Consider the following 24,213-nt stretch of genomic DNA (forward strand, 5'->3'; position numbering starts at 1 on the left):
TCTCGGTTTGATCTGCGCCGCCTCTGGAATACTGGATCGCCCGGTCGAGCCGGGCGAGGACAGCAGTGTGTGAGGCGAGCCCTTCGCGCCACCGCCCCAAAACAGCACTGACATTCGCCCCAATCGCCATTACCTAATCCCCCAGATGCCTTTTTCCTCCTCCCCCTTCGCTTCCGAGCGGCTTCCCGGCGCCGGCGTCACTGCGGTGCTTGGTCCCACCAACACCGGCAAGACCCATCTCGCCATCGAGCGGATGCTCGCGCATCCCTCCGGCATGATCGGGCTGCCGCTGCGCCTGCTCGCGCGCGAGGTCTACAACAAGATCGCAGCAAGGGTCGGCCCCGACGCCGTCGCGCTCGTGACCGGCGAGGAGAAGATCAAGCCGAAAGCGCCGCGCTATTGGGTCTCGACCGTCGAGGCGATGCCGCGGGATCTCGACGTCTCGTTCCTTGCCGTCGACGAGGTGCAGATCGCATCCGATCTGGAACGCGGCCACGTCTTCACCGATCGCATCCTCAATCGCCGCGGCCGCGACGAGACGCTGCTGCTCGGCGCTGCGACCATGCGCCCGATCATCGAGCGGCTGCTGCCGGGCGTCTCCATGATCACGCGGCCGCGCCTGTCGCAGCTGGAATTCGCGGGTGATCGCAAGATCACGCGGCAGCCGCGCCGCACCGCCATCGTCGCCTTCTCGGCCGACGAGGTCTACGCCATCGCCGAGCTGATCCGCCGCCAGCATGGCGGCGCCGCCGTGGTGCTGGGTTCGCTGTCGCCGCGCACCCGCAACGCGCAGGTCGCGATGTTCCAGAACGGCGAGGTCGATTACCTCGTCGCCACCGACGCCGTCGGCATGGGCCTCAATCTCGACGTCGACCACGTCGCCTTTGCCTCCGACCGCAAGTACGACGGCTACCAGTTCCGCCGCCTGACGCCGTCCGAATTCGCTCAGATCGCCGGCCGCGCCGGCCGCGCCACCCGCAACGGCACCTTCGGCACCACCGGCCGCTGCGGCCCGTTCGAGCCCGAGCTCGTCAATGCGCTGCAGAACCACACCTTCGATCCCGTGAAGGTTTTGCAATGGCGCAATTCGAAGCTGGATTTTGCTTCCCTCGGCGCGCTCCAGGTCTCGCTGAACCTGGCCCCCGGCCACGAGGCGCTGACGCGCGCGCCGATTGCCGAGGACATGCGCGTGCTCGACCACGCCGCCCGCGACGCCGAGGTGCGCGATGTCGCGCATGGCAAGGACGCCGTGGAACGGCTGTGGGAGGCCTGCCAGGTCCCGGATTATCGAAAGCTGTCGCCGGCCGCCCATGCCGAGCTGGTGACGACGCTGTACGGCTTCCTGATGCGGAAGGGATGCATCCCCGACGCCTGGTTCAGGACCCAGATCGACCAGGCCGACCGCGTTGACGGCGATATCGACACGCTGTCGGCCCGGATCGCGCAGATTCGCACCTGGACCTTCGTCGCCAATCGCCCCGACTGGCTGAAAGACCCCGAACGCTGGCAGGGGATCGCCCGCGAGGTCGAAAATAAATTATCGGATGCGCTCCATGAACGCTTGACTGAGCGTTTCGTTGATCGCCGGACCAGTGTATTGATGCGCCGCCTGCGGGAGAACACGAGCTTGAATACGGAAATCGGCAAGACCGGCGAAGTCATCGTCGAAGGCCATGTCATCGGCCGCCTCGATGGCTTCACCTTTGCACCGGATGCGGCGGAAGCCGGCTCCGATGCGAAAGCGTTGCAGGCTGCAGCGCAGGCCGTGCTCGCCGGCGAGATCAACGCGCGCGCCGAAAAACTGGGCAACGCACCGGACGAGCAGTTCGTGCTGACCTCGGAAGGCATCATCCGCTGGACCGGCGACGCCGTGGCGCGGCTGTCTGCCGCAGAGGAAGCGCTGCATCCGCGCATCCGCATCATCTCCGACGAACGCCTCACGGGCGCCCCCCGCGACAAGGTGCAGGCGCGGCTTGAGCTCTGGCTCAAGACGCATATCGAAAAGCTGCTCGGGCCGCTGTTCGAGCTCAGCAAGGCCGAGGACGTCACCGGCATCGCCCGCGGCATCGCCTATCAGCTCGTCGAGGCGCTCGGCGTGCTGGAGCGCCCGAAGATCGCCAACGAGCTGAAGGATCTCGACCAGCCCTCGCGCGCGACCTTGCGCAAATACGGCGTCCGCTTCGGCGCCTATCACCTCTATTTCCCCGGCCTGCTCAAGCCGGCCGGGCGTGCGCTGGCCGCGCTGCTCTGGGCGCTGAAGCAGGACAATGTCGATCCCTCCGCGCTGTCGGGCGCGCAGCATCTGGCGAGCTCGGGCCGCACCTCGTTCCCGGTCGACAAGCAGCTGCCGCGCGATGCCTATCGCGTGCTCGGCTACAAGCAGGCCGGCGAGCGCGCCGTGCGCGTCGATATCCTCGAGCGCCTGGCCGATCTGATCCGTCCGGCGCTGGCCTGGCGCGAGAACGCGTCTGGCGAAAAGCCCGCCGGGGCATTCGACGGCCGCAGCTTTGTGGTGACGCAGGCGATGACCTCGCTCACCGGCTCCGCCGGCGAAGACTTTGCCTCCGTGCTGCGTGCGCTCGGCTATCGCATGGACAAGCGCCCGCCGCTGCCGGCGAAGCCCGCCGCGGCTGTTGTCGAGACGCCTATTGCTGAGGCGCCTGTTGCTGAAGCCTCCAGCGAAGAGACGCCCGCAACCGAAACGCCGGTCGAGGACGCCGCAACCCCTGCGGATGCCGCGATCGAAGCCGCTGCCGAGCCTGTGACCGTCGAAGACGCGCCCGGGATGGAGCAGCACGACGAGCCCGCGCATGACGAGCCGGCGCTCGAAGCTTCCGTCACGCCGGAAGACGCTCCCGGCATCGCGCCACCTGCGGAAGAGCCTGTTGCCCCCGCTGAAGCTGTCGAAACCGCACCTGCCGAAACCGCGCCTGCAGAGACCGCTGCAACTGAAGCCGCTGCGTCGGCCGATGCGGCAGCGCCGGTGGAAGCCGCGGCCGCGCCCGCCGAGCCCGAGCTCATCGAGGTCTGGCGTCCCGCGGGCCGTCACGATGATCGCAAGCCGCGCCACGAGCGCCATCGCAACCAGCGTCATCACCAGCCGCGTCCACAGGCGGGCGCTGAAGCCGGCGCTGCGCCTGCCGAAGGCGAAGCCCAGCCTGCCGCCGACGGCGAGAAGCGCGGTGAGCGCCATCGCCATGGCGGCGGTCATCGTCGAGATGGTGGCAGGGACTTCCGCAAGCCGCGAGAAGGTAGCGCCGAAGCTGCGCCGCGTCCCGAGGGCCGCGACGACAAGAACCGCCGCTTCGAGGGCAAAAATGGCGGCAACAAGGACCGCGACAACAAGGACCGCAACAAGGGCAAGTTCGGCGGCGATCGCGACAAGGGCCGCGATAACCGTGGCCGCGACCGCGACAAGGGCCGCGACCGCCAGGGCGGACCGTCGCTGCGTCCCTACGCATCGAGCGCCACCCCGCGCGAGCGCGATCGTCCGGTCGATCCGAACTCGCCGTTCGCGAAGCTCGCTGCGCTGAAGGAGCAGCTGTCCGGGCGTAAGGAGTGAGCCCACGACCGAGCGGCAGCGCATCGACAAATGGCTGTGGCACGCGCGGGTGGTGAAGGCGCGCACCTCCGCGGCCGCGCTTGTCGAGTCCGGCCATGATCGCGTCAACGGTGCACGCGAGAAATCGCCGGGGCATGCGATCAAGATCGGCGACGTGCTCACCATCGCGCTCGATCGCACCGTGCGCGTCTTGAAAGTCATCGCCTTCAACGAGCGCCGCGGCGACGCCGCCTCGGCCCGTGTGCTCTACGAAGAGCTCGGTGAAGGCCCGCCAAGTTCTCAGCGCAATTAATTGCGCTTTGAATTCATTTCTTGGTCGATCAAGCGCATAAAGCCGTCATGATCGGCCGTTCCTGAGCTTGCGGCGCCGGGCCATCCGCGCTACGCAAGCCGCGACTTTTAAAAGAGCTTTTCGGAGCGTTGGATGACTTACGTCGTCACTGAAGCGTGCATCAAGTGCAAGTACACCGACTGCGTCGAGGTCTGCCCGGTCGACTGTTTCTATGAGGGCGAGAACATGCTCGTCATCCATCCTGACGAGTGCATCGACTGCGGCGTGTGCGAGCCGGAATGCCCCGCCGATGCCATCAAGCCGGACACGGAACCGGGCCTGGAAAAGTGGCTCACGGTCAACGCCGACTACGCCAAGAGCTGGCCGAACATCACCCAGAAGAAAGAATCACCCGACGACGCCAAGGATTTCGACGGCATGGAGGGCAAGTTCGACAAGTATTTCTCGCCGAACCCCGGCTCCGGCGACTAATTCGGGTCAAACTTAACCCTATTAGCGGCCTTACCGCCGAAAACTAGGCCTTAACACCCCTAAATCATTGATTTTTGCGGGAAATGTGCTATATTGGGCACATTGAGCCGAACCCTGGTTAGCCCCGTCGGCCCCGTTGGGTTCCCGTGAAACCAAATGTCGAACAGGGGCGTGGCAGTTTCCGCGCGCAGGCTGTGTCACAGAAAACGCGTAAAAAGAGTACTTCAGCGAAGGCTTCCCATAAGGACGCCAAGAAAGTCGCCGCGGCCAGCCGTAGCGCATCCAAGGGTCGGACCGCGACGAAGGCGCCGGCTGCAAAGTCCTCGAAGAACAAAAGAAGCGCAATGCCTAACAAGACTGCCAAGCCGGCCGCGAAAGCGACCGTTGCCAAGCCTGTTGCCGCCAAGCCCGCCGCCAAGCCCGCTGTTGCCAAGGCTCCCGCTGCCAAGCCCGCCGCAAAGGCTCCTGTTGCTGCTGCTCCTGCCAAGGCCCCTGTTGCTGCCGCCAAGCCGGCCGTGAAGCCCGCGGCTGTTGCGCCGAAGGTCGAGGAAAAGAAGGTTGTGACCCAGCGTCAGGGCTTCAAGGCCAACGAATTCGTCGTCTATCCCGCTCACGGCGTCGGCCAGATTCTGGCCATCGAGGAGCAGGAGATCGCCGGCGCGAAGCTCGAGCTGTTCGTCATCAACTTCATCAAGGACAAGATGACGCTGCGCGTGCCGACCGCCAAGGTCGCCAATGTCGGCATGCGCAAGCTCTCCGACCCCGCGCTGGTGAAGCGTGCGCTCGAGACCCTCAAGGGCCGTGCCCGCGTCAAGCGCACCATGTGGTCGCGCCGCGCCCAGGAATACGAAGCGAAGATCAATTCGGGCGACATCGTCGCTATCGCGGAAGTCGTGCGCGACCTCTATCGCTCCGAGTCGCAGCCCGAGCAGTCCTACAGCGAACGCCAGCTCTATGAAGCAGCGCTCGACCGTCTCTCCCGCGAGATCGCGGTGGTGCAGCACTCGACCGAGACCGAAGCGGTCAAGGAGATCGAGGCCCAGCTCGCCAAGAGCCCGCGCCGCACTGGCGCCAAGTCCGAAGCCGCCGAAGGCGAGGCCGATGCGGACGCCGAGGGCGATAGCGACGAGACCGAGGGCGGCGCCACGGTCGCCGACGAGGCCGCGTAAGCGTCTCGCGCGTCGAACGCAACAGATCAAAGCCCGGTCTTACGGCCGGGCTTTTTGTTTTGGAGACGCTGACCGCCCCGGTTCGGGGACGTCAGCGGGCGGAATTGCTTTGAGCCTATGCGGTCCTGAGCAGGATCAAACCCGCGATGCGCTTCCCGAAGCGCCGCGCCCGGTCTCGCGGTCGTCTCCGCGCGCGTCAGTCGCAACCGTCGACCACCAGGCGCCCAACGCATCGATCAACGGCACCAAGGTGTGACCGGCGGCGGTCAGATCGTACTCGACCCTCAACGGGTATCCGTCGAATTCCGTGCGAGTCACGATACCGGCGTCCTCCAGCTTGCGAAGCTCGAGGGCGAGCATCCTGTGCGAGATGGTCGGATTGTCCCGACGCAAGTCGCTGAACCGTTTGGTGCCCTGTTTCAAATAGTAGATCAGAAGCGTAGGCCACCGGCCGCTCAGGATCTGCATCACTTCCTCGATGGGACATCTCGAAACGAGATCTTTCATCGGCGGGCTCCAGGTTACAAAAATGTTCGCAATTTACTTGATGGAGCGAGCGACTAGGGTTCGGGACCGCTGCGCAGCGTGATCATCAGAAATCACGGAGAATAGATCGATGGATCCAATCCTACTTTACGGCTTCCCGATGGGAAGCTCCATGGGACTCGTTGCAGCTCTTGAATGGTTTGGCAGGCCATATCGCCTGTGTCGCGTCGACATGCTGGGCGAGATGCTGAGCCCGTCATACGCCAGGATCAATCCGCGACACGAGACGCCTGCACTTATAACGGACCAGGGCGATGTGCTGACGGAAACCATGGCGATCGCGGCTTGGCTCGAAGCCAGGGATACCGAACGGCGCATCAGCTTTGATCCGTTGTCGCCGCAAGCCGATCGCATGCACCAGCTGATGGCGTTCGTGAATACCGGCTTTACCGGCGCCTTCGCGCCGCTTTGGGTCGCAATGGAAGGCGTGGCGATGGACGACGCCATGCGTTCGGCCTTGCGGGAGTTCGGAAGGAGAAAGGTGATCGAACGTCACGACAAGCTCGAAGGCATGATCGAGCCGGCAAGGTTCCTGCTCGCCGACCGGCCGACCCTCGCGGACGCCTTGCTGGCAGGTGTGGCGCGCTGGCTCGACTTCCACGCTGTCGCGGACAGGAGCCGCTGGCCAAAGCTGGCCGCGCTGCGCCAACAACTCGAGGCCGATCCCGGGGTCATCTACGCCACCGCCGTGGAGAGCGGCAGCAATGATCCGGGAACAGGATCCTGCGCAGGCCACACCGCCCTGGCCGACGTCATCGCGCGATATGGCAAGCAAGCCTAACCAGTGGAGAGGAGGAGCGGCTTCGATCCGCTCCTCCTCACTTCACCGGCCGCTTCTCGAGCTTCCGCGCCAGCGTCCGCCGATGCATCCCGAGCCGCCTTGCGGCTTCCGAGATGTTGAAATCGGTTTCGATCAGGGTCTGGTGGATGCGTTCCCACTCCAGCGTCTTAATCGATGTCGGCCGGGCGTCGAGCGCGACCTCGGCATTGCCTGCGGCCTTGTTGAAGGCGGCCTCGATGTCGTCGGTGTTCGACGGCTTTGCCAGATAGTGGCATGCGCCGAGCTTGATGGCCTCGACGGCGGTGGAGATGCTGGCAAAGCCCGTCAGCACCACGATCAGCATCTCCGGATCGTGCGTGTGCAAGAGCTCCACGCAGGCCAGTCCCGAGGCGCCGCCGAGCTTGAGGTCGACGACGGCATAGCCAAACGATCGCTCCTCCAGGACTTTCCGCACATCCTCGATCGAGGCGGCGAGCACGACCTCGTAGTCGCGGCGCTCGAACGAACGCTTCAGGGTGCGGGCGAAGCCGGCATCGTCCTCGACGACGACGAGCGAACGATCAGGCGTCAAAGCTGCCTCCGATCGCGAGCGTTGCGAGCGGCAGCGTGAGGCGGACCGTAGCGCCGCGCTTCCTGTGGTTCTCGGCGGTCACGCTGCCCCCTAACTTGCGCACCACGTTCACCACCAGGAACAGGCCGAGCCCGCCGCCGGCGCGGCCCTTGCTCGATTGATAGGGCTTTCCGAGCTGTGCCAGCATCTCCGGCGCAAAGCCGGGGCCGCGATCGCTGATCGACAGCACGAGATGATCGCCCTCGCGCCCGGCAACGAGCTCGACCCAGTCGCGCGAGACCTCGTAGGCGTTGTCGAGCACGTTGAAGATCACCTGCTTCAGCGCGACGTCCGAGACGATTGCGACGTCTTCGCCGAAAGTGTTGACGAAATACAACGTGCGCGCCGAGCGCGCGTCGCGCCACTCTTCCACGAGCGCGGTGACGAAAGCCGCCACCGTCGTCGGCGACGATCCCTCGCCGCGGGCTTCGCCCGCCGACACCAGAATGCCTGTCACGATCGACTTGCAGCGTTGCAGCGAGGTCTCCATCTCCTCGAGGTCCTCGGCCAGCTCCTGATCGGCGGCGAGGTCGGGCATGCGGCGCCAGTCGCCGAGGATGACCGAGAGCGAGGCGAGCGGCGTGCCGAGCTCGTGAGCCGCGCCGGAGGCGAGCAGGCCCATGCGCACGATATGATCCTGCTCGGCGGCATGCTGGCGCAGCGCCGCCAGATGCGCGTCGCGCTCGCGCAAATTCCTGTTGATGCGGGTGACGAACACCACCAGCAGCACGGCGTTGAGCACGAAGCCCAGCAGCATGCCGGCAACCGTGAGGGTGTAGGTCTCGCTCAGCGGGTTCGGCGGCAGATCGAGCGGTCGGTAGGCGACGGTCAGCCAGACGAAGCTCGCGCAGGTCAAGGCGACCAGCGACCAGGTCGAGCGGCCATCGAGCAGCACCGCGCCCAGCGTCACCTGGAGCAGGAACAGCGAGGTGAAGGGATTGGTGGCGCCGCCGCTGAGGTAAAGCTGCGCGGTCAGCGCGGCGACGTCCAGCATCAGGGCGACCAGCAACTCATTGTTGGTGATCGCGGCGCGATGGCGCACCCAGACCAGGCTGGAGATGTTGAGAAATATCAGGGCGCCGATTACCGCGCCCATGCGGGTGAGGGGCAGGGGAATGCCGAGCCACACATGCACGCCGCCGATGGTCACGATCTGGCCGACCACTGCGGTCCAGCGCAGCTGGATCAGCAGCGCCATGTTCTTGCGGTTGGTCTCGTCGTCGGTTGGCGCTGTGCCGATCAGCTCGCTGCGCGCGTCCGCCTGCGATTGCAGCGTGACGGCGCTGTGCGTTCTTCCGTTGTCAGGTGGGCTCGCCGATCGTTCCAGCATCTGATCCCGTCCTGCGGGCGACAGCATCGAGGCCGCCGGCCGCTTCGTGGGCGAAGCCGCTCCAGGGCTCCTTGCGGCGGAACAGCCCGCCGCCGAATGTGACGAAAAGTCTGCCGGCCAGCATGAACGCCAGAGCAAACCACGTCAGCGCGTAGATCAGGTGGTTATTGGGAAAGCTGATCACGGTCAATCCGCCGATTGGGCCGCTGCCGGATTGTGATCGAGCGTCGGCATCGATGAAAAAGGGCGCGACGTGGTCGAGGCCGCGTGCCGTCGCAATCGCTGCGACATCCCGCGAGTACCAGCGATTGTGCTCCGGCACGTTGTTTCTGAGGAATCCGCCTTTTGGCTCCGTCACGCGCAACAGGCCGGTGATCTCGACCTGGCCTTGCGGGTTGCCGTCCCAGCGCGTCGACGCATCGCGCCGGTCGGACGGCACGAAGCCGCGGTTGACCAGGACCAGCGTGCCGTCGTCGCGCCTGAGCGGTGTCAGCACCCAATAGCCCGGGCCTTCTTCGGTGACGGCCTGAGCCAGGGTCTCGCGGTCATGCAGGAACCGGCCGGAGACGCTGACGTGTCTGTATTCGTCGTTTGCGGCGGAGACGGTCGGCCATGCCGCCGGGGAGGGGATCGGCTGGGCCGGGGCATGAACGCGCTGCTCGACGCGATCGATCAGCGCCAGCTTCCAGGCGCGGCGCTCGATCTGCCAGACGCCGAGCGCGATCAGAAGTGCAATGGCCGTGAGCGAGAGGATCGTGAGCCACAAGGGCGGGCGCGCTGCGTTGCTGCGCGTCCCGTTTGCCTCGCTCGTCACGGTCCGGGTCTCGTTCATTTCATCCCGGTCATCTGGTGGATCGGCATCATGTTGCTGTTGAGGTGGTTCATCACCCACAGCGAACCCGACAGGGCGATCACCACCATGACGATGGTGAAGATCAGCGCCATCATGCTCCAGCCGTTCTCTGACGTCGTGTTCATGTGCAGGAAGTAGATCATGTGCACGACGATCTGCACGACCGCGAAGGCCATGATCACCAGCGCGGTGATCTGCTTGCTCGGAAGCGCGCCGCTCATCACCAGCCAGAACGGGATCGCGGTGAGCACGACCGAGAGCACGAAGCCGAGCATATAGGTCGAGAACGAGCCGTGGGCATTGGCGTGGCTGTCGCCGTGATGATGATCGTCCGCGTGGGCGGCGTGAGTATCGGTGTTCATCGCAGAACTCCCAGGAGATAGACGAAGGTGAAGACGCCGATCCAGACCACGTCCAGGAAGTGCCAGAACATCGACAGGCACATCAGGCGGCGGCGATTGGCGTCGATCAGGCCGAACTTCCAGACCTGCACCATCAGGGTCACCAGCCAGATCAGGCCACAGCTGACGTGCAGGCCATGGGTGCCGACCAGGGTGAAGAAGGCGGACAGGAAAGCACTACGCTGCGGCGTCGCGCCCTCATGGATCATGTGGGCGAACTCGGACAGCTCGATGCCGATGAATGCGGCTCCGAACAGGCCGGTGATCGCCAGCCAGATCTGGGTCTGCGCGATCTTGTTCTGCTGCATCGTCAGCATGGCAAAACCATACGTGATCGACGACAGCAGTAGCATCGAGGTGTTGACCGCGACCAGCGGCAGCTCGAACAGATCCTTCGGCGCCGGGCCGGCGGCGTATTTGCCGCCGAGCACGCCGAAAGTGGCGAACAGGATCGCGAAGATGAGACAGTCGCTCATCAGATAGATCCAGAAGCCGAGCGAGGTGCTGTAGCCTTCCGGATGCGGGTGTTCGTCGGCGAGGTAGAAGACCGGCTCGCCGGTTTGCGTGGGATTGACAGCGACAGTCATTTACTTGGCTCCGGCGAGCAGCTTGGTGCGCGCGTCTTCGGCCCGGATGACGTCCTCGGCCGGAATATCGAAATCGCGGTGATAGTTGAAGGTGTGACCGATGCCGACGGCGAGCATCGCGATGAAGCTCGCGGCCGCCAGCCACCAGATGTACCAGATCAGGCCGAATCCCATCGCGGTGGCGAAGCCGGCGAGGATGATGCCGGTGCCGGTGCTGCTCGGCATGTGGATCGGCTTGAACCCGGTGAGCGGGCGCTGATAACCGCGCTTCTTCATGTCCCACCACGCGTCGTTGTCGTGAGCGACGGGGGTGAAGGCGAAGTTGTAGGCCGGCGGCGGCGAGGAGGTCGCCCATTCCAGCGTGCGCGCGTCCCAGGGATCGCCGGTGACGTCCTTGAGCTGCTCGCGCCTGAGGAAGCTGACGGCGAACTGCATCAGCATCGAGAGGATGCCAAGGAAGACCAGGAAGGCGCCAATGCCGGCGACGATGAACCAGATCTGCAGGCTCGGGTCGTCGAACACACGGAGCCGGCGGGTCACGCCCATCAGTCCGAGCACATAGAGCGGCATGAAAGCGAGGTAGAAGCCCGTGACCCAGAACCAGAACGACAGCTTGCCCCAGAACGGGTCGAGCTTGAAGCCGAACGCCTTCGGGAACCAGTAGCCGATACCGGCGAACGCGCCGAACACGACGCCGCCGATGATTACGTTGTGGAAGTGCGCGATCAGGAACAGGCTGTTGTGCAGGACGAAGTCGGCCGGCGGCACCGCGAGCAGCACGCCGGTCATGCCGCCGAGCACGAAGGTCAGCATGAACGCGATCGTCCACATCATCGGCAGCTCGAAGCGGATGCGGCCGCGATACATCGTGAATAGCCAGTTGAACATCTTCGCGCCCGTCGGGATCGAGATGATCATCGTGGTGATGCCGAAGAAGGAGTTGACGCTGGCGCCCGACCCCATCGTGAAGAAGTGGTGCAGCCAGACCAGGTACGACAGGATGGTGATGACCACCGTGGCGTAGACCATCGAGGTGTAGCCGAACAGCCGCTTGCCCGAGAAGGTCGAGGTCACTTCCGAGAAGATGCCGAAGGCGGGGAGAACCAGGATGTAGACCTCGGGATGACCCCAGATCCAGATCAGGTTCACGTACATCATCGGGCTGCCGCCGAAATCGTTCGTGAAGAAGTTGGTGCCGACGTAGCGATCGAGCGAGAGCAGCGCGAGCACGACGGTCAGAACCGGGAAGGAAGCGACGATCAGCACGTTGGTGCAGAGCGCGGTCCAGGTGAACACCGGCATCCGCATCATGGTCATGCCGGGGCACCGCAGCTTGACGATGGTGCAGATCAGGTTGATGCCGGACAGTGTCGTTCCGACGCCCGCGACCTGTAGCCCCCATATGTAATAGTCGACGCCGACATCCGGACTGTAGCCGATGTTCGACAGCGGCGGATAAGCGAGCCAGCCGGTGCGGGCGAATTCGCCGATGAACAGCGAGGCCATCACCAGCACCGCGCCGCCGACCGTCATCCAGAAGCTGAAATTGTTCAGGAACGGGAACGACACGTCGCGCGCGCCGATCTGGAGCGGCACGACGAAGTTCATCAGGCCGGTGACCAGCGGCATCGCCACGAAGAAGATCATGATCACGCCGTGGGCGGTGAAGACCTGGTCGTAGTGATGGGCGTTGAGATAGCCCTCCGAGCCGCCGAAGGCGAGCGCCTGCTGCAACCGCATCATCAGCGCGTCGGCGAAGCCGCGCAGCAGCATCACGATGCCGAGGATCATGTACATGATGCCGATGCGCTTGTGGTCGACGCTGGTGAACCACTCGCTCCAGAGATAACCCCAGACGCGGAAATAGGTCAGGCCGGCGAGCATGATGAGGCCGCCGGTCGCCACCACGGCAAACGTGCCGACGACGATCGGCTCGTGCAGCGGCAGCGATTCCAAGGTGAGCCGGCCGAAGATGAGCTTGAGAAGATCAGGAGACATGCGGGATCTCTTTACGAATCTGACTTCGGACGTTGTCCGAGGAAGAAGGACGAGGACTTCAGCGGCGTGAAACTCGGCCGCTTCAGGCCGGCGCCGAGCAGCGGCGCGGTGTCGACAGGTGCCGTGATGGAAGCGGTGGTCCTGCCCTGCGGCGCATCGGGCGTGCAGGTGCCGGCGACGAAAGTCGGCTCCGGCCCAAGCGCGGTGCCGCGGCGGGCGTACTTGTCGTAGGCCAGCGGCAGGGTGTTGTTCAGGCCCTCATGGCCGAGGCCGCCCTTGGCGTCGATCGCCATCATCTCGCTCTGGCACATCTTGCCGGTCTCGACGCACATGTTGAGGATCAGGCGGTAGAGATCGGAATCCACGGTACCGTAGCGCCGCACCGGCTCGTTCTGGCTGGGCTTTTCGAGCTGGAGATATTCGGCGCGGCCGAGCGAGCCGCCGCCGGACTTGGCGCTGGCGATCCAGGCGTCAAAGCCCTTGTCGTCGAGACCCTGGAAGTTGAAGTGCATGCCGGAGAAGCCGGCCCCGCTGTAGTTCGCCGAAAAGCCCCGATAGCTGCCGGCGTGGTTCACGACGGCGTGGAGCTTGGTCTCCATGCCCGGCATTGCGTAGATCTGGCCGGCCAGCGCGGGGATGTAGAACGAGTTCATCACCGAGGACGCGGTGATGCGGAAGTTGATCGGACGATCGACGGGAGCTGCCAGATCGTTGACGGTGGCGATGCCGTAATCCGGATAGATAAAGAGCCACTTCCAGTCGAGCGCGACGACGTCGACCTCGAGCGGGGCCTTGGACTGGTCGACTGCGCGGTCGGCATGGATGCGGCCGAGCGTGCGATAGGGGTCGAGCAGGTGCGTGCCCATCCAGGTCAGCGCGCCAAGGCAAACAATGATCAGAAGCGGCGCCGACCAGATCACCAGCTCGAGGCTGGTCGAGTGGTCCCATTCCGGCTCGTAGCGGGCGTCGGTGTTGGACTGCCGGTAGCGCCAGGCGAACAGCACCGTCAGGGCCATCACGGGGACGACAATCAGGAGCATCAGGACGGTGGAGATGATGACAAGGTCGCGCTGCTGCGCCGCGATATCGCCGGCCGGCGCCAGCACGACGTAGTTGCAGCCACTTAGCATAACCGCCAAGGGTAGCATCGCCAGGATCTTGAAACGGGACACGGGCCGAGCCTTATGAGAATGAGTTTCTTTTGCGGGGCCAAGGGGTAGCTGCGGCGCAGCAATCCCAACATTGGACAATTTGTCCAATGTTGCAGTGCGGGATGTTGCGCCAGACAGGATTCGATTGCCTGGCGCCTCGCCGGGCAGTCGGCTTTGGTTTCAGAACGTTAAGGGCGCGCGAATGGCGATGGCACAGACCCCCGCAATGGCAGACCACTCGGGCGAGCACGGCCACGACCAGGCCAGTCCCGGCGAGATCGCCATCGGCGTCATCATCGGCCGCACCTCGGAATTCTTCGACTTCTTCGTTTTCGCGATCGCCTCGGTGATCGTGTTCCCGCGCCTGGTCTTCCCGTTCACGAGCGAACTGACCGGCACCCTCTATTCCTTCATGATCTTCGCGCTGGCCTTCATGGCGCGGCCGATCGGCACCGTCATTTTCATGACGGTCGACCGCGAGTACGGCAAGACGGCCAAGCTGATCTCGGCGCTGTTCCTGCTCGGCACCGCCACCGTCGCGATCGCGTTCCTGCCCGGCTATCACGAGATCGGCGCTGCCGCGATCTGGCTGCTGGCGCTGGCGCGCATCGCACAGGGTCTGGCCTGGGGCGGCGCCTGGGACGGCATGGCCTCGCTGCTGGCGCTGAACGCGCCGCCTTCCAAGCGCGGCTGGTACGCGATGGTGCCGCAGCTTGGTGCGCCGCTTGGTCTGATCGTGGCGAGCGGGCTGTTCGCCTATTTCGCCGGGAATCTGTCGGCCGACGATTTCTTCGATTGGGGCTGGCGCTATCCGTTCTTCGTCGCCTTCGCCATCAACGTCGTGGCGCTGTTCGCGCGCCTGCGCATGGTGACGACGGAAGAATATGCCTCGCTGTTCGAGACCCGCGAATTGCAACCCTCGCGCATCTCCGAGACCGTGGCGCGCGAAGGCCAGAACATCATGCTCGGTGCGTTTGCGCCGCTGGCGAGCTTCGCGCTGTTCCACATGGTCACGGTGTTTCCGCTGTCCTGGGTGTTCCTGTTCACCCGCGAAAGCCCGGTGCGCTTCCTGATCATCGAGATCGTCGCCGCCGTGTTCGGCGTCGGCGCGATCGTGCTCTCCGGCGTCATCGCCGATCGCGTCGGCCGCAAGTCGCTGCTGATGGGATCGGCGATCGCGATCGCGATCTACAGCGGCTTTGCCCCGCAGCTGCTCGATGCCGGCGCGTTCGGCGAGACCATCTACATGGTGATCGGCTTCATCCTGCTCGGCCTCTCGTTCGGCCAGTCCTCGGGTGCGATCGCCTCGAACTTCAAGCAGGCGTATCGCTACACGGCCTCGGCGCTGACCTCCGACATGGCCTGGCTGTTCGGCGCAGGCTTTGCACCGCTGGTCGCTCTGTTGCTGGCGACCAATCTCGGCGTCATCGCCTCGGGTGCGTACCTGCTGTCAGGCGCGTTCTGGACCTTGCTCGCGCTCTGGCTCAGCGGCCAGCGCGAGGCCGGCGATATGGACGCGGGCGGTTAGGGCGTGAGCTGCAGCTACAAGCGAATGTCGTCCCGGCCTAGTGCGCAATTGCGCACGGGGGCCGGGACCCATACCGCGTGATCTATCGAACGCGGGTGTTCTTAATCCCGAACGACCAGCGCCCGCCAAATTGCTCCCTGGGGTTATGGGTCCCGGCCGACGCCGGGACGACAGCGGAGTTTGCGGAACCACCGCGCGTCAATCCGCCACGACCTTCACACGATCGCGCACCTTCACCTGCGCGTTGCGATCGAGCCCGTTGAGCACGCGAAAACGCTCGGCCGGGTGGTCGACGCCGGCCATGCGGTGGGAGAGCGATTCCACGGTGTCGCCAGGCTGTACGGTGATGACCTTGATGCGCAGCGGGCGCGCGGCCTGGATCTCGTCGAGCGTCAGGCGGCGGAATGAACCGACGGTCTCGCGCGCATTGCGCTCGCTCTCGGTCGACTTCTGCCGTGCCGCGAAGATGAAGCGGTAGACGTCGCTGCCGAAGCGCAGCGCATAGACCTTGAACTGCCACTGGTCGCCCTTGGCGGTGGCGGACGCAGCCGGAAAACCGTTGATGGTGATGTCCTCGGTGGAGGCCTTCTCGACGCCCTCCATCCAGCCGGAATTCAGGTAATCGCCCAGCGACTGTTCGGCCGGCACCCGCACGACGTCGAAGCGCATCGCCTGCGAGCCGCCGTCGCGCACGCCGATCACGGCCTGCGCGGTGTTGTCGAGCGTAAAATTGTCCGGCGCCTGGAAGGTGAAACCGAGCTTCGGATGCAGGAAGCGCCGGCCACGGACAAAACCTTCGCTGGGGTCTTCGCCGTAGACGAGATTGTCGATCGCGGCGAGATAGGTCTCGCGGTCGCGTTCGCCGCCCTCTGGCGCTGCGTATTGCCGCGCGATGGTCTGCGCGTTCTGCACGCGCTCGGGCGTTGCCGGATGCGACGAGGTGAAATCCTGCGCCCGCGGATCGAGCGAGGTCTTGCCGACCTTCAGCTCGGCATTGCGCTCCATCGCCGAGAGAAAGCGTGCAGCACCATAAGGATCGAAATGGGCCTTGGCGGAGATGCCGACGCCGACGCCGTCGGCCTCGAACTCCTGATTGCGCGAAAAGCTCGCCATGGTCAGCTTGGTCTTGGCGAGCGCCAGCGCGGTGAGATCGGGATCGTTGCTCATGTCGGTGACGACGCGGGTGACGATCGCGGCCTGGCGGGCCTGGTCCTCGCGCATCGCGGCGTGCTTGGACAGCACATGCGCCATCTCGTGGCTGAGCACGGAGGACAATTCCGACGTATCGCTCGCCAGCGCAAGAAGACCGCGCGTGACATAGAGCTGGCCGTTCGGCAGCGCGAAGGCGTTCACCGCGCCGGAATTGAGGATCGTGACCCTGTAACCCTGATCGGGGCGGTCGGACGCTGCGACCAGGCGGTCGACGGTCTTGGTGACGAGCGATTCGAGCCTGGGGTCGTCATATGTGCCGCCGTAGCTCGCCAGGATGCGCTCGTGCTCCTTTTCGGTGGCGGGGGTCTGCGCGACGGCCGGCTTCGGCTTGGGCATTGCGACGGTCGGGGGCGCCGCCGCGGTCTGGAACCGGCCCATATCGCCGCAACCGGCGAGGGCTGAACCCAGCACGAGGCATAGCGCAGCCGGCGCTGCCCGCAGGCGGCGGCGTTCACCTCGTCCGTGCCGTCCTAGCACCCCATTCACGTCGCTTAACCCGTGCCTGGCCCTTTTTAGGGCCTTACCCCTGTCGGCTCGTTTGCGCCCAGCAACTCGATTTGTCCCACGAGGCGTACATCGATACGCGGCCCCGTATTCCCCTCAGCCCAGCCCCTGACACGAATACGCTTATTTTCCAGAGACTTAAGGGCGATCCCGGCGCTTTCGAACGCGGGTATCATGCGCTTTGAAATAGTCACGGCGAAGCCGCGTGTCCAGTTTCGTCCGAAGTTGAGGTAGGTCATTGCCCCAGCTTGCCGGACCGACAGGACTTTGCCCTCGACCACCACAAAACGCCCGATCCCCGCCAAAATATCGTCCGGACTTTCCGCGTTTTTTATGGCCGACAGGTCAGCCCAGCTGCCCTTTTTTTGGCGCCTTGCCTCGGCCTCCGCCGCCATCAGGGCGGCCGCGCAGTCCTTATCGGCGATCTCGGCGGAGACGATGGCGTCGCCCTCGGCGAGGAGCGTCGCCTGCACGGAGATGTCGCTCTCGCCGACAAAGACCAGCGCGCCCTGGCGGCCATAGCGGTCGGGCGTGTCGTCGGCGCTGCGCAAAATAACGTCGCGACCGACGAGCAGCGTCGTCAGCGCCTGCTTCGTGGTTGCGGTCGGCTCGATGCCGGTCAAGCGGATTTCCCGGCCGTCATCGAGACGCAGACTGCGCGCATCGATCGCGGTGACGCGGCCTTCGCCCTGGGACTCGAACTGGCACGGCGTGGCGGACGCACCGCGAGCCGCGACCAGAAGACATGCGACGATGAGATGAAGCAGTCGCGTCACGTTGCCCGGAAAGGTTGCGTTGCGCTCCAACCATAACTCAAGCGCGGTGGGGCGCGAAGACTGTTTGTTCATACTCCGTCATTGCGAGCGCAGGGAAGCAATCCAGAGTCCCTCCGAGGAAAGATCCTGGATTGCTTCGCTGCGCTCGCAATGACGGCGGAGGCACTCTTCCGCATCTCGTCATTCCGCTTTGCGGAAAGCGCGTGTTGATCGTTCATCTGCATCGTCCCGTGCGCTTGCTGCGCTGTCGCGCATGCGGCATGATTGCGGTAACAGCAATAACCAAGCCGCCATCAGAGTACGGCGCGATAAGGGAGGTCTTTTCGATGAAGCATGTTTTGTCGGGCATTTTTGCCGCTGCGTTGGCGCTGAGCGCGAGCGCCGTGCAGGCCCAGGACAAGCCGCCACTGAAGATCGGCGGCATCCTCGACATGTCGAGCCTTTATGCCGACATCACCGGCCCCGGCAGCGAGACCGCGGCCAAGATGGCCGTGGAGGACTTTGGCGGTGAGGTGCTCGGCCGCAAGATCCAGGTGCTGGCTGCCGACCATCAGAACAAGGCCGATCTCTCCGCCAATATCGCCCGCGACATGCTCGACAATCAGGGCGTCGAAATGATCTATGACGTCGCGGCCTCCGCGACCGCGCTCGCCGCCGGCGAGATCGCGAAAGCGCGCAACAAGATCATCATGTTCAACGGCCCGGGCTCGATCCGCCTCACCAACGAGGCCTGCGGTCCCTATACCATTCACTACGTGTTCGACACCTACGGTCAGGCCAATGTGACCGGCCTTGCGGCCGTGAAGTCGGGCCTCGACACTTGGTACTTCCTCACCGCCGACTACGCCTTCGGCCAGGATCTGGAAAAGGACACCAGCGCCGTCGTGACCAAGACCGGCGGCAAGGTGCTCGGCAGCGTGCGCCATCCGCTCAACACGTCGGATTTCTCGTCGTTCCTGCTCCAGGCCCAAGCCTCGAAAGCCAAGGTGATCGGGCTTGCGAATGCCGGCGGCGACACCGTCAACGCCATCAAGCAGGCGGCCGAGTTCGGCATCACCAAGGGCGGCCAGAAGGTCTCGCCGCTGCTCGCCTTCGTGACCGATATCGACTCCATCGGACTCGAGACCGCGCAGGGCCTGTTGCTGGCGGAAGCCTTCTACTGGGATCTCAACGATGACACCCGCGCGTTCTCGAAGCGCTTCCAGGAGCGTATGAAGCGGCCGCCGACCTCGGCGCAAGCTGGTGTCTATTCGTCCGTGACTCACTATCTGAAAGCGGTGAAGGCAGCCGGCACGACCGACGCTGCGACGGTGATGAAAGTGATGAAGGAGACGCCGATCAACGACTTCTTCGCCAAGAACGGCAAGATCCGCGAGGACGGCCGCATGCTGCACGACATGTACCTGTTCGAGGTCAAGAAGCCGTCGGAATCCAAGGGCCGCTGGGACGACTACAAGCTGCTCGCCACCGTGCCCGGCAGCGAGGCGTTCCAGTCGCTGGAGCAGTCGCGCTGCCCGTTGGTGAAGAAATAAACACCGTCATTGCGAGGAGCGAAGCGACGAAGCAATCCAGACTGTCTCCGCGGAAACATCTCTGGATTGCTTCGCTTCGCTCGCAATGACGAGCGTCGATAGACCGAAGCAAACAACAACAAGGGAGACGTCCCATGAGCAACGACATGGTCCTCCAGAAGCTCGAAGGCGGGCTGCTCACCATCACCATGAACCGGCCCGAGCGCAAGAACGCGCTCAACCCGGACATGGTGGCCGGGCTGGTCGTGGCGGCACGGCGCGCGGCGGATGATCCGGAGGTGCGCGCGGTCTTGTTCAAGGGCGCGGGCGGCTCCTTCTGCGTCGGCGGCGACGTCAAGTCGATGGCGGAGGGCCGGGCGCCGCTGCCGTTCGAAGTGAAAATGGCGAACCTGCGCCGCGGCATGGAAGTGTCGCGTATCCTGCACCAGATGCCAAAGCCCGTGGTGGCACAGCTCGATGGAGCTGCCGCCGGCGCGGGTCTGTCGATGGCGCTGTCGTGTGACCTCCGCGTCGCTTCCGAATCCTGCAAGATCACCACCGCCTTCGCAAAAGTCGGCTTCTCCGGCGATTACGGCGGCACCTATTTCCTCACCCAGCTGCTCGGCAGTGCGCGGGCGCGCGAGCTCTATCTGACCTCGCCGGTGCTGACCGCGAAGGAAGCACATGCGATCGGCATGGTGACCAAGGTTGTTCCCGACGCCGAGATCGATACGGCCGCGCACGAGCTCGCACTGTCGCTGGCGCAGGGCCCGTCGATCGCGCTTGGCTTCATCAAGCGCAACATCAACAATGCCGAGCATCTCGCGCTGGAGGATTGCTTCGACGGCGAGGCGATCCATCACACCCGCTGCAGCGATACCGAGGATCACAAGGAGGCCGCAAAGGCGTTCGTCGAGAAGCGCAAGCCGACCTTCAAGGGCGCATGACGATGGCGCCCTATATGCGGTTGCGGCAGATCTGCCTGGTCGCGCCGCAGCTCGCGCCCGTGATCGCGGATATCGCTGACATCATGGGCCTCGCTGTCTGCTACCGCGACGGCAACGTCGCGAAATACGGCCTGGAGAACGCGCTGCTGCCGGTCGACACGATCCTGCTGGAGGTGGTCGCGCCGTTCAAGGAGGGCACCACGGCCGGCCGCTTCATCGAGAAGAGCGGCGGCCGCGGCGGCTACATGGCGATCTTCTGCTGCAACGATCCCGACGAGCGCGGCCGTAACGCCAACGCTCTGGGCGTGCGCACCGCCAACGTGATCGACCACGCGCCCTATCACGGCGTGCAGCTCCATCCCCGCGACTGTCGCGCCGCCTTCATCGAGTTCAACCACACCGAAGGCAGCGACGACATTTTGGGGCCTTATCCGCCAGCGGGGCCAGACTGGCATAAATTCATCCGCAAGGACGTGACGCAGGCGTTGACGAGCGTGGAAATACAGAGCCCGGACCCGCAAGGGCTGGCCGAGCATTGGGGCAAGCTCATCGGCGTGGCGCCGAGTGGCGATGTCGAACTGAAGCTGACCAACGCGACCTTCCGGTTCGTGAAGGGCGCCAGCGAAATCATGAGCGCGCTGGAGTTTCAGGTGACAGATGTGGCCCAGGTGCTGCATGCCGCCAAGGCCAAGGGGCTCGCGGTGGCGGGCAATGAGTTTCTGCTGAGCGGCGTGACATTTCGGCTCGCTGCTTGACCACTTGCGCTAGTTCTCGTTGTGTCGTCATGGCCAGGCCTGTCCCGCCTGCGCGGCCGAAGCGGCTTCGGCCGCGCAGGCGAGACAGGCCCGGCCATGACGGGGGTAGCGCCAGACCGACAATTGGAATCTGCACATGCCGCATCCGCTCGACAGCTTCTTTGCACCCGCCAGCATCGCGCTGATCGGTGCTTCGCGCGATCACGAGAAGATTCCGGGGCGCCTGCTGTCGATGTTGCGCAAGAACGAGTATCCCGGAAAAATCTATCCGGTGAACCCGAACTACGCCGAGATCGACGGCCTCATTTGCTACAAATCGATCACCGACATCGGCGCGCCGGTCGATCTCGCAATCATCCTCATCCCCGCCCGCGCGGTGCTCGCCGCGCTCGAACAATGCGCCGCCGCCGGCGTGAAGAACGCTGTTATCATCTCCTCCGGCTTCGCCGAGGAGGGCGGGGAGAGCGCGGCGATGCAGGACGCGATCGCGGGGCTGGCGAGGCGCACCGGCATGCGGATTTCCGGTCCGAATGCCGAAGGCTTTTTCAGCCAGAAGCAGCGCGTGGCGGCGACGTTCAGTCCCGCCGTGGACGTCAAGCCGAGCGTGGTGCCGCTGGTCGCCACGACGAAGCGGATCGGCATCGTGGCGCAGAGCGGCGGCATCGGCTTTGCGTATTATCACCGCGCCAGTGCGCTCGGCATTGCCGTGAGCTATGTCGTCAGTGCCGGCAACGAATCCGATCTCGGGGCCGGCGAGTTTCTGGATTACATGGTGCAGGACGCTTCAACGGACGTGATCCTGCTGTTCATCGAAGGCATTCGCGACGTCGACAAGTTTCTCGCGGCAGCGCGGCGCGCCGCCGAACTGAAAAAGCCTGTCATCGTCACGAAGGTCGGCCGCTCCGGCGCCGGGATGCGCGCGGCCGCCTCGCACACCGCGAGCATGGCCGGATGGTCGGCGGCCTACGACGCGGTGTTCGCCAAATATGGCTTCATCGTCTCCAACGATCTCGACGAGGCGCTGACGATCGCAGCTGTGCTTGCGAGCAATCCGTTGCCGAAAGGCGATCGCGTCGCCGTGGTCACCGTCTCCGGCGGCGCCGGCATCTGGGGCGCCGATGCCGTGGCGCTGCAAGGCTTGCAGGTGCCGGAGCTCTCCGAAAAAGTCCAGGCGGAGATCAGCGCGCTGATGCCGTCCTACGGCACCGCGCGCAACCCGATCGACGTCACGGCGCAGGGCGTGACCTCGGGCGGCTTGCAAAAGAGCGTCGATGTGCTCACCGCGTCGGACGAGATCGACGCAATCCTGATCGTGCTGTCGCTGTCGAGCGACGTCCGGAAGCCCTTCAAGGAAGCCGAGCTGACGCCGGTGCTGGCCGCGCAGCACAAGCCGGTGGTGTTCTATTCCTACACGATACCGTCCGATTTCGCGCGGCGCGAGCTTGCCAAATCCGGCGTCGTGGTGCTCTCCGGCCTCACTTATGTCGGCGTCGCGATGCGGCAGCTCGTCGATTATGCCACCTTCGAGCTGCAGAGGCCCGCGGACGGGGCGCAAGTCCCCGCGCGGGACATCTCAGCACAGCTGAAATCGCCTGCGCTCTCGGAAGCCGACAGCAAGACATTGCTCCGCGCCGCCGGCATCGCGCTGCCGGATGAAGTGCTGATGAAGGACAAGGGCGAGCTCGATGATGCCGTCGCCCGCGTCGGCTTTCCGGTGGTGCTGAAGATCCAGTCGCCGGACATCGCGCACAAGAGCGAGGTCGGCGGCGTGCGCGTCAATATCACCACAAAGGGCGAAGCGTTTCTGGCGTTCGAGGCGCTGCTCAACAATGTGCGCCAGCACAGGCCTGAGGCGGCCATTCAGGGCGTGCTGGTCTGCCCGATGGCGAAGCAGGGTGTCGAGATCATCGTCGGCACCATGACAGACGCGACGTTCGGGCCGATGGTGATGGTGGGCCTTGGCGGCATCACGACCGAATTGTTCCGCGACGTCGTCTACCGCCCGGCGCCGGTCAGCGCAGAAGAAGCCGGCACGATGCTGGCGCGCTTGAAAGCCGCGCCGCTGCTGACGGGATTTCGCGGGGCGGCGATGGCGGATGTTGCGGCGGTGTCGCAGTTGATCGCGGACATTTCCGTGCTTGCCGCGCAACATGCAGAGGAGATCGCGGAGATCGAGCTCAACCCGGTGCTGGTGCACGCGGAAGGGCAGGGCGTGACGATCGTGGACGCGCTGGTGGTGGGGCGGAGATCATCCCTCTCCCCTTGTGGGAGAGGGTGGCTCGCCGCGAAGCGGCGAGACGGGTGAGGGGTCTCTCTCCACAAGCGCAAGAGAATGGCTTGCGGAGACAACCCCTCATCCGGCGCTTCGCGCCACCTTCTCCCACAAGGGGAGAAGGAAGAAAGGACCTACCGCCCCCTGAAATTCGCGACCCGCCGCTCTTCCGTGGCCTTCACGCCTTCCTTGAAGTCTTCCGTGGCGCGCAGTCGGGTCTGCTCCTCGAGCTCGTGATTGGTCGCGGCCATCACGCGATCGGCGAGGCCAGCGCGCATCGTGGCGCGGGTGGAGACGAGGCCGAGCGGGGAGCATTCGGCGATTTCACCGGCGAGCTTCAGTGCGGCCGCCTTGACCTGGTCCTGCGGCACCAGCTCGTTGGCGAGGCCCCATTTGAAGGCCTCCTCACCGGTGACGCGGCGGCTGGTGTAGAACATCAGCTCGGCGTTGTTCTTTCCGATCAGCTCGGGCAGCGTCACAGTCAGGCCGAAGCCGGGATGAAAGCCGAGCTTTGTAAAGTTCGCGGAGAAGCGCGCTTCGGGGCAGGTGACCCGGAAGTCCGCCGAGACCGCGAGGCCCAGTCCGCCGCCGATGGCGGCGCCCTGCACGGCCGCGACGATCGGCTTCTTGGCGCGGAAGATGCGCACGGCCTGGATGTAGAGATGATTGATCGCCCCGAGGCTATCGGCCGGATCGCCCTTGGCCGTCTTATCGGCTTCGCGCGCCTCTTGCGCCTGTCGTGCCGGGTCCTGGAAATTGGCGCCGGCGCAAAACGCCTTGCCCTGGGCCGATAGCACCGAGGCGCGAATCTCGATGTCGCGATCGAACTCGTCGAGTGCGTCCGCGATCTGGTTGATCAGCGAAATGTCGAAGAAGTTGAGCGGCGGGCGGCGGATCTCGATGGTGCCGACGTGACCAACTTTTTCGACGCCGATATCTTTATAGGTGCTCATGATG

21 protein-coding genes are annotated in these 24,213 nt (G+C 64.7%); 10 read left to right on the top strand and 11 right to left on the bottom strand.

Translation table 11 applies throughout. The features are described 5' to 3' along the window. Positions 1 to 145: 145 nt before the first annotated feature. From IVB42_RS20665 to IVB42_RS20680, 4 genes are all read left to right on the top strand, one after another. A complete protein-coding gene (locus tag IVB42_RS20665) occupies positions 146 to 3,562 on the top strand; it encodes a helicase-related protein (RefSeq protein ID WP_018452946.1) in 3,417 nt (1,138 codons plus the stop codon). Between the two features lie 22 nt (positions 3,563 to 3,584). Beyond that, entirely contained in the window at positions 3,585 to 3,854 is a 270-nt protein-coding gene (locus IVB42_RS20670; RefSeq protein WP_346732233.1) for an RNA-binding S4 domain-containing protein, read from the top strand. Positions 3,855 to 3,986: 132 nt separating this feature from the next. After that, on the top strand, positions 3,987 to 4,325 hold the full coding sequence (gene fdxA / locus IVB42_RS20675) for a ferredoxin FdxA (protein ID WP_018452948.1): 339 nt from the start codon (positions 3,987 to 3,989) through the stop codon (positions 4,323 to 4,325). A 344-nt stretch (positions 4,326 to 4,669) separates the two neighbouring features. Next, positions 4,670 to 5,494: a CarD family transcriptional regulator gene (locus IVB42_RS20680; protein WP_018452949.1), complete on the top strand. Its 825-nt coding sequence runs from the start codon at positions 4,670 to 4,672 to the stop codon at positions 5,492 to 5,494. A 135-nt stretch (positions 5,495 to 5,629) separates the two neighbouring features. Here IVB42_RS20680 and IVB42_RS20685 read toward each other — a convergent pair whose 3' ends face one another. Beyond that, positions 5,630 to 6,001: a helix-turn-helix domain-containing protein gene (locus IVB42_RS20685; RefSeq protein WP_018452950.1), complete on the bottom strand. Its 372-nt coding sequence runs from the start codon at positions 5,999 to 6,001 to the stop codon at positions 5,630 to 5,632. Between the two features lie 109 nt (positions 6,002 to 6,110). Between IVB42_RS20685 and IVB42_RS20690 the strand changes: the two genes are divergently transcribed. After that, on the top strand, positions 6,111 to 6,821 hold the full coding sequence (locus IVB42_RS20690) for a glutathione S-transferase family protein (RefSeq protein WP_026232428.1): 711 nt from the start codon (positions 6,111 to 6,113) through the stop codon (positions 6,819 to 6,821). A gap of 37 nt (positions 6,822 to 6,858) precedes the next feature. Here the strand turns inward: IVB42_RS20690 and IVB42_RS20695 are convergent, their stop codons facing one another. From IVB42_RS20695 to cyoA, 7 genes are read right to left on the bottom strand one after another with little or no spacing between them, the layout of a single operon-like run. Continuing rightward, positions 6,859 to 7,392, bottom strand: coding sequence for a response regulator transcription factor (locus tag IVB42_RS20695; protein ID WP_018452952.1), 534 nt, complete (start codon positions 7,390 to 7,392; stop codon positions 6,859 to 6,861). Then, positions 7,382 to 8,761, bottom strand: a complete 1,380-nt coding sequence (locus IVB42_RS20700) for an ATP-binding protein (RefSeq protein ID WP_018452953.1) — start codon at positions 8,759 to 8,761, stop codon at positions 7,382 to 7,384. Before IVB42_RS20700 ends, IVB42_RS20695 begins: the two co-directional genes overlap by 11 nt. Further along, the gene (locus IVB42_RS20705; RefSeq protein WP_018452954.1) at positions 8,733 to 9,593 is read right to left on the bottom strand and encodes an SURF1 family protein; all 861 of its coding nucleotides are present in this window, start codon (positions 9,591 to 9,593) and stop codon (positions 8,733 to 8,735) included. Before IVB42_RS20705 ends, IVB42_RS20700 begins: the two co-directional genes overlap by 29 nt. Continuing rightward, entirely contained in the window at positions 9,590 to 9,976 is a 387-nt protein-coding gene (gene cyoD / locus IVB42_RS20710) for a cytochrome o ubiquinol oxidase subunit IV (protein ID WP_018452955.1), read from the bottom strand. The genes IVB42_RS20705 and cyoD overlap by 4 nt, the downstream gene beginning before the upstream one ends. Further along, on the bottom strand, positions 9,973 to 10,602 hold the full coding sequence (cyoC, locus tag IVB42_RS20715; RefSeq protein ID WP_018452956.1) for a cytochrome o ubiquinol oxidase subunit III: 630 nt from the start codon (positions 10,600 to 10,602) through the stop codon (positions 9,973 to 9,975). The genes cyoD and cyoC overlap by 4 nt, the downstream gene beginning before the upstream one ends. Beyond that, on the bottom strand, positions 10,603 to 12,600 hold the full coding sequence (gene cyoB, locus IVB42_RS20720) for a cytochrome o ubiquinol oxidase subunit I (RefSeq protein WP_247471213.1): 1,998 nt from the start codon (positions 12,598 to 12,600) through the stop codon (positions 10,603 to 10,605). 11 nt (positions 12,601 to 12,611) lie between these two features. After that, the gene (cyoA, locus tag IVB42_RS20725) at positions 12,612 to 13,772 is read right to left on the bottom strand and encodes a ubiquinol oxidase subunit II (RefSeq protein WP_026232429.1); all 1,161 of its coding nucleotides are present in this window, start codon (positions 13,770 to 13,772) and stop codon (positions 12,612 to 12,614) included. Positions 13,773 to 13,953: 181 nt separating this feature from the next. Here cyoA and IVB42_RS20730 point away from each other — a divergent pair, with 181 nt between their 5' ends. After that, positions 13,954 to 15,279 (top strand): MFS transporter, encoded by a 1,326-nt coding sequence (locus tag IVB42_RS20730; RefSeq protein ID WP_007604615.1) that lies wholly within the window; start codon positions 13,954 to 13,956, stop codon positions 15,277 to 15,279. 198 nt (positions 15,280 to 15,477) lie between these two features. Here the strand turns inward: IVB42_RS20730 and IVB42_RS20735 are convergent, their stop codons facing one another. Then, a complete protein-coding gene (locus IVB42_RS20735; protein WP_018452960.1) occupies positions 15,478 to 16,869 on the bottom strand; it encodes a M48 family metalloprotease in 1,392 nt (463 codons plus the stop codon). 134 nt (positions 16,870 to 17,003) lie between these two features. Continuing rightward, the gene (locus IVB42_RS20740) at positions 17,004 to 17,843 is read right to left on the bottom strand and encodes a thermonuclease family protein (RefSeq protein ID WP_018452961.1); all 840 of its coding nucleotides are present in this window, start codon (positions 17,841 to 17,843) and stop codon (positions 17,004 to 17,006) included. A gap of 254 nt (positions 17,844 to 18,097) precedes the next feature. On the opposite strand from IVB42_RS20740, the gene IVB42_RS20745 reads away from it, so the two are divergent. The 4 genes from IVB42_RS20745 (at position 18,098) to IVB42_RS20760 (ending at position 23,289) form a co-directional block, all read left to right on the top strand. Further along, a complete protein-coding gene (locus IVB42_RS20745; protein WP_018452962.1) occupies positions 18,098 to 19,303 on the top strand; it encodes an ABC transporter substrate-binding protein in 1,206 nt (401 codons plus the stop codon). 134 nt (positions 19,304 to 19,437) lie between these two features. Continuing rightward, positions 19,438 to 20,229 (top strand): enoyl-CoA hydratase, encoded by a 792-nt coding sequence (locus tag IVB42_RS20750; protein WP_085351625.1) that lies wholly within the window; start codon positions 19,438 to 19,440, stop codon positions 20,227 to 20,229. A 2-nt stretch (positions 20,230 to 20,231) separates the two neighbouring features. Beyond that, entirely contained in the window at positions 20,232 to 20,984 is a 753-nt protein-coding gene (locus tag IVB42_RS20755) for a hypothetical protein (RefSeq protein WP_026232430.1), read from the top strand. 136 nt (positions 20,985 to 21,120) lie between these two features. Next, positions 21,121 to 23,289 carry an acetate--CoA ligase family protein gene (locus tag IVB42_RS20760; protein ID WP_247471215.1) on the top strand — a complete coding sequence of 723 codons (2,169 nt, stop codon included), beginning with the start codon at positions 21,121 to 21,123 and terminating at the stop codon, positions 23,287 to 23,289. Between the two features lie 101 nt (positions 23,290 to 23,390). On the opposite strand, the gene IVB42_RS20765 is transcribed toward IVB42_RS20760, so the two are convergent. Then, positions 23,391 to 24,209 carry an enoyl-CoA hydratase/isomerase family protein gene (locus IVB42_RS20765; RefSeq protein WP_018452966.1) on the bottom strand — a complete coding sequence of 273 codons (819 nt, stop codon included), beginning with the start codon at positions 24,207 to 24,209 and terminating at the stop codon, positions 23,391 to 23,393. Between the last annotated feature and the right edge of the window lie 4 nt (positions 24,210 to 24,213).

Source organism: Bradyrhizobium sp. 45 (genome assembly GCF_023073155.1).
Classification (GTDB): Bacteria; Pseudomonadota; Alphaproteobacteria; order Rhizobiales; family Xanthobacteraceae; genus Bradyrhizobium; species Bradyrhizobium canariense_D.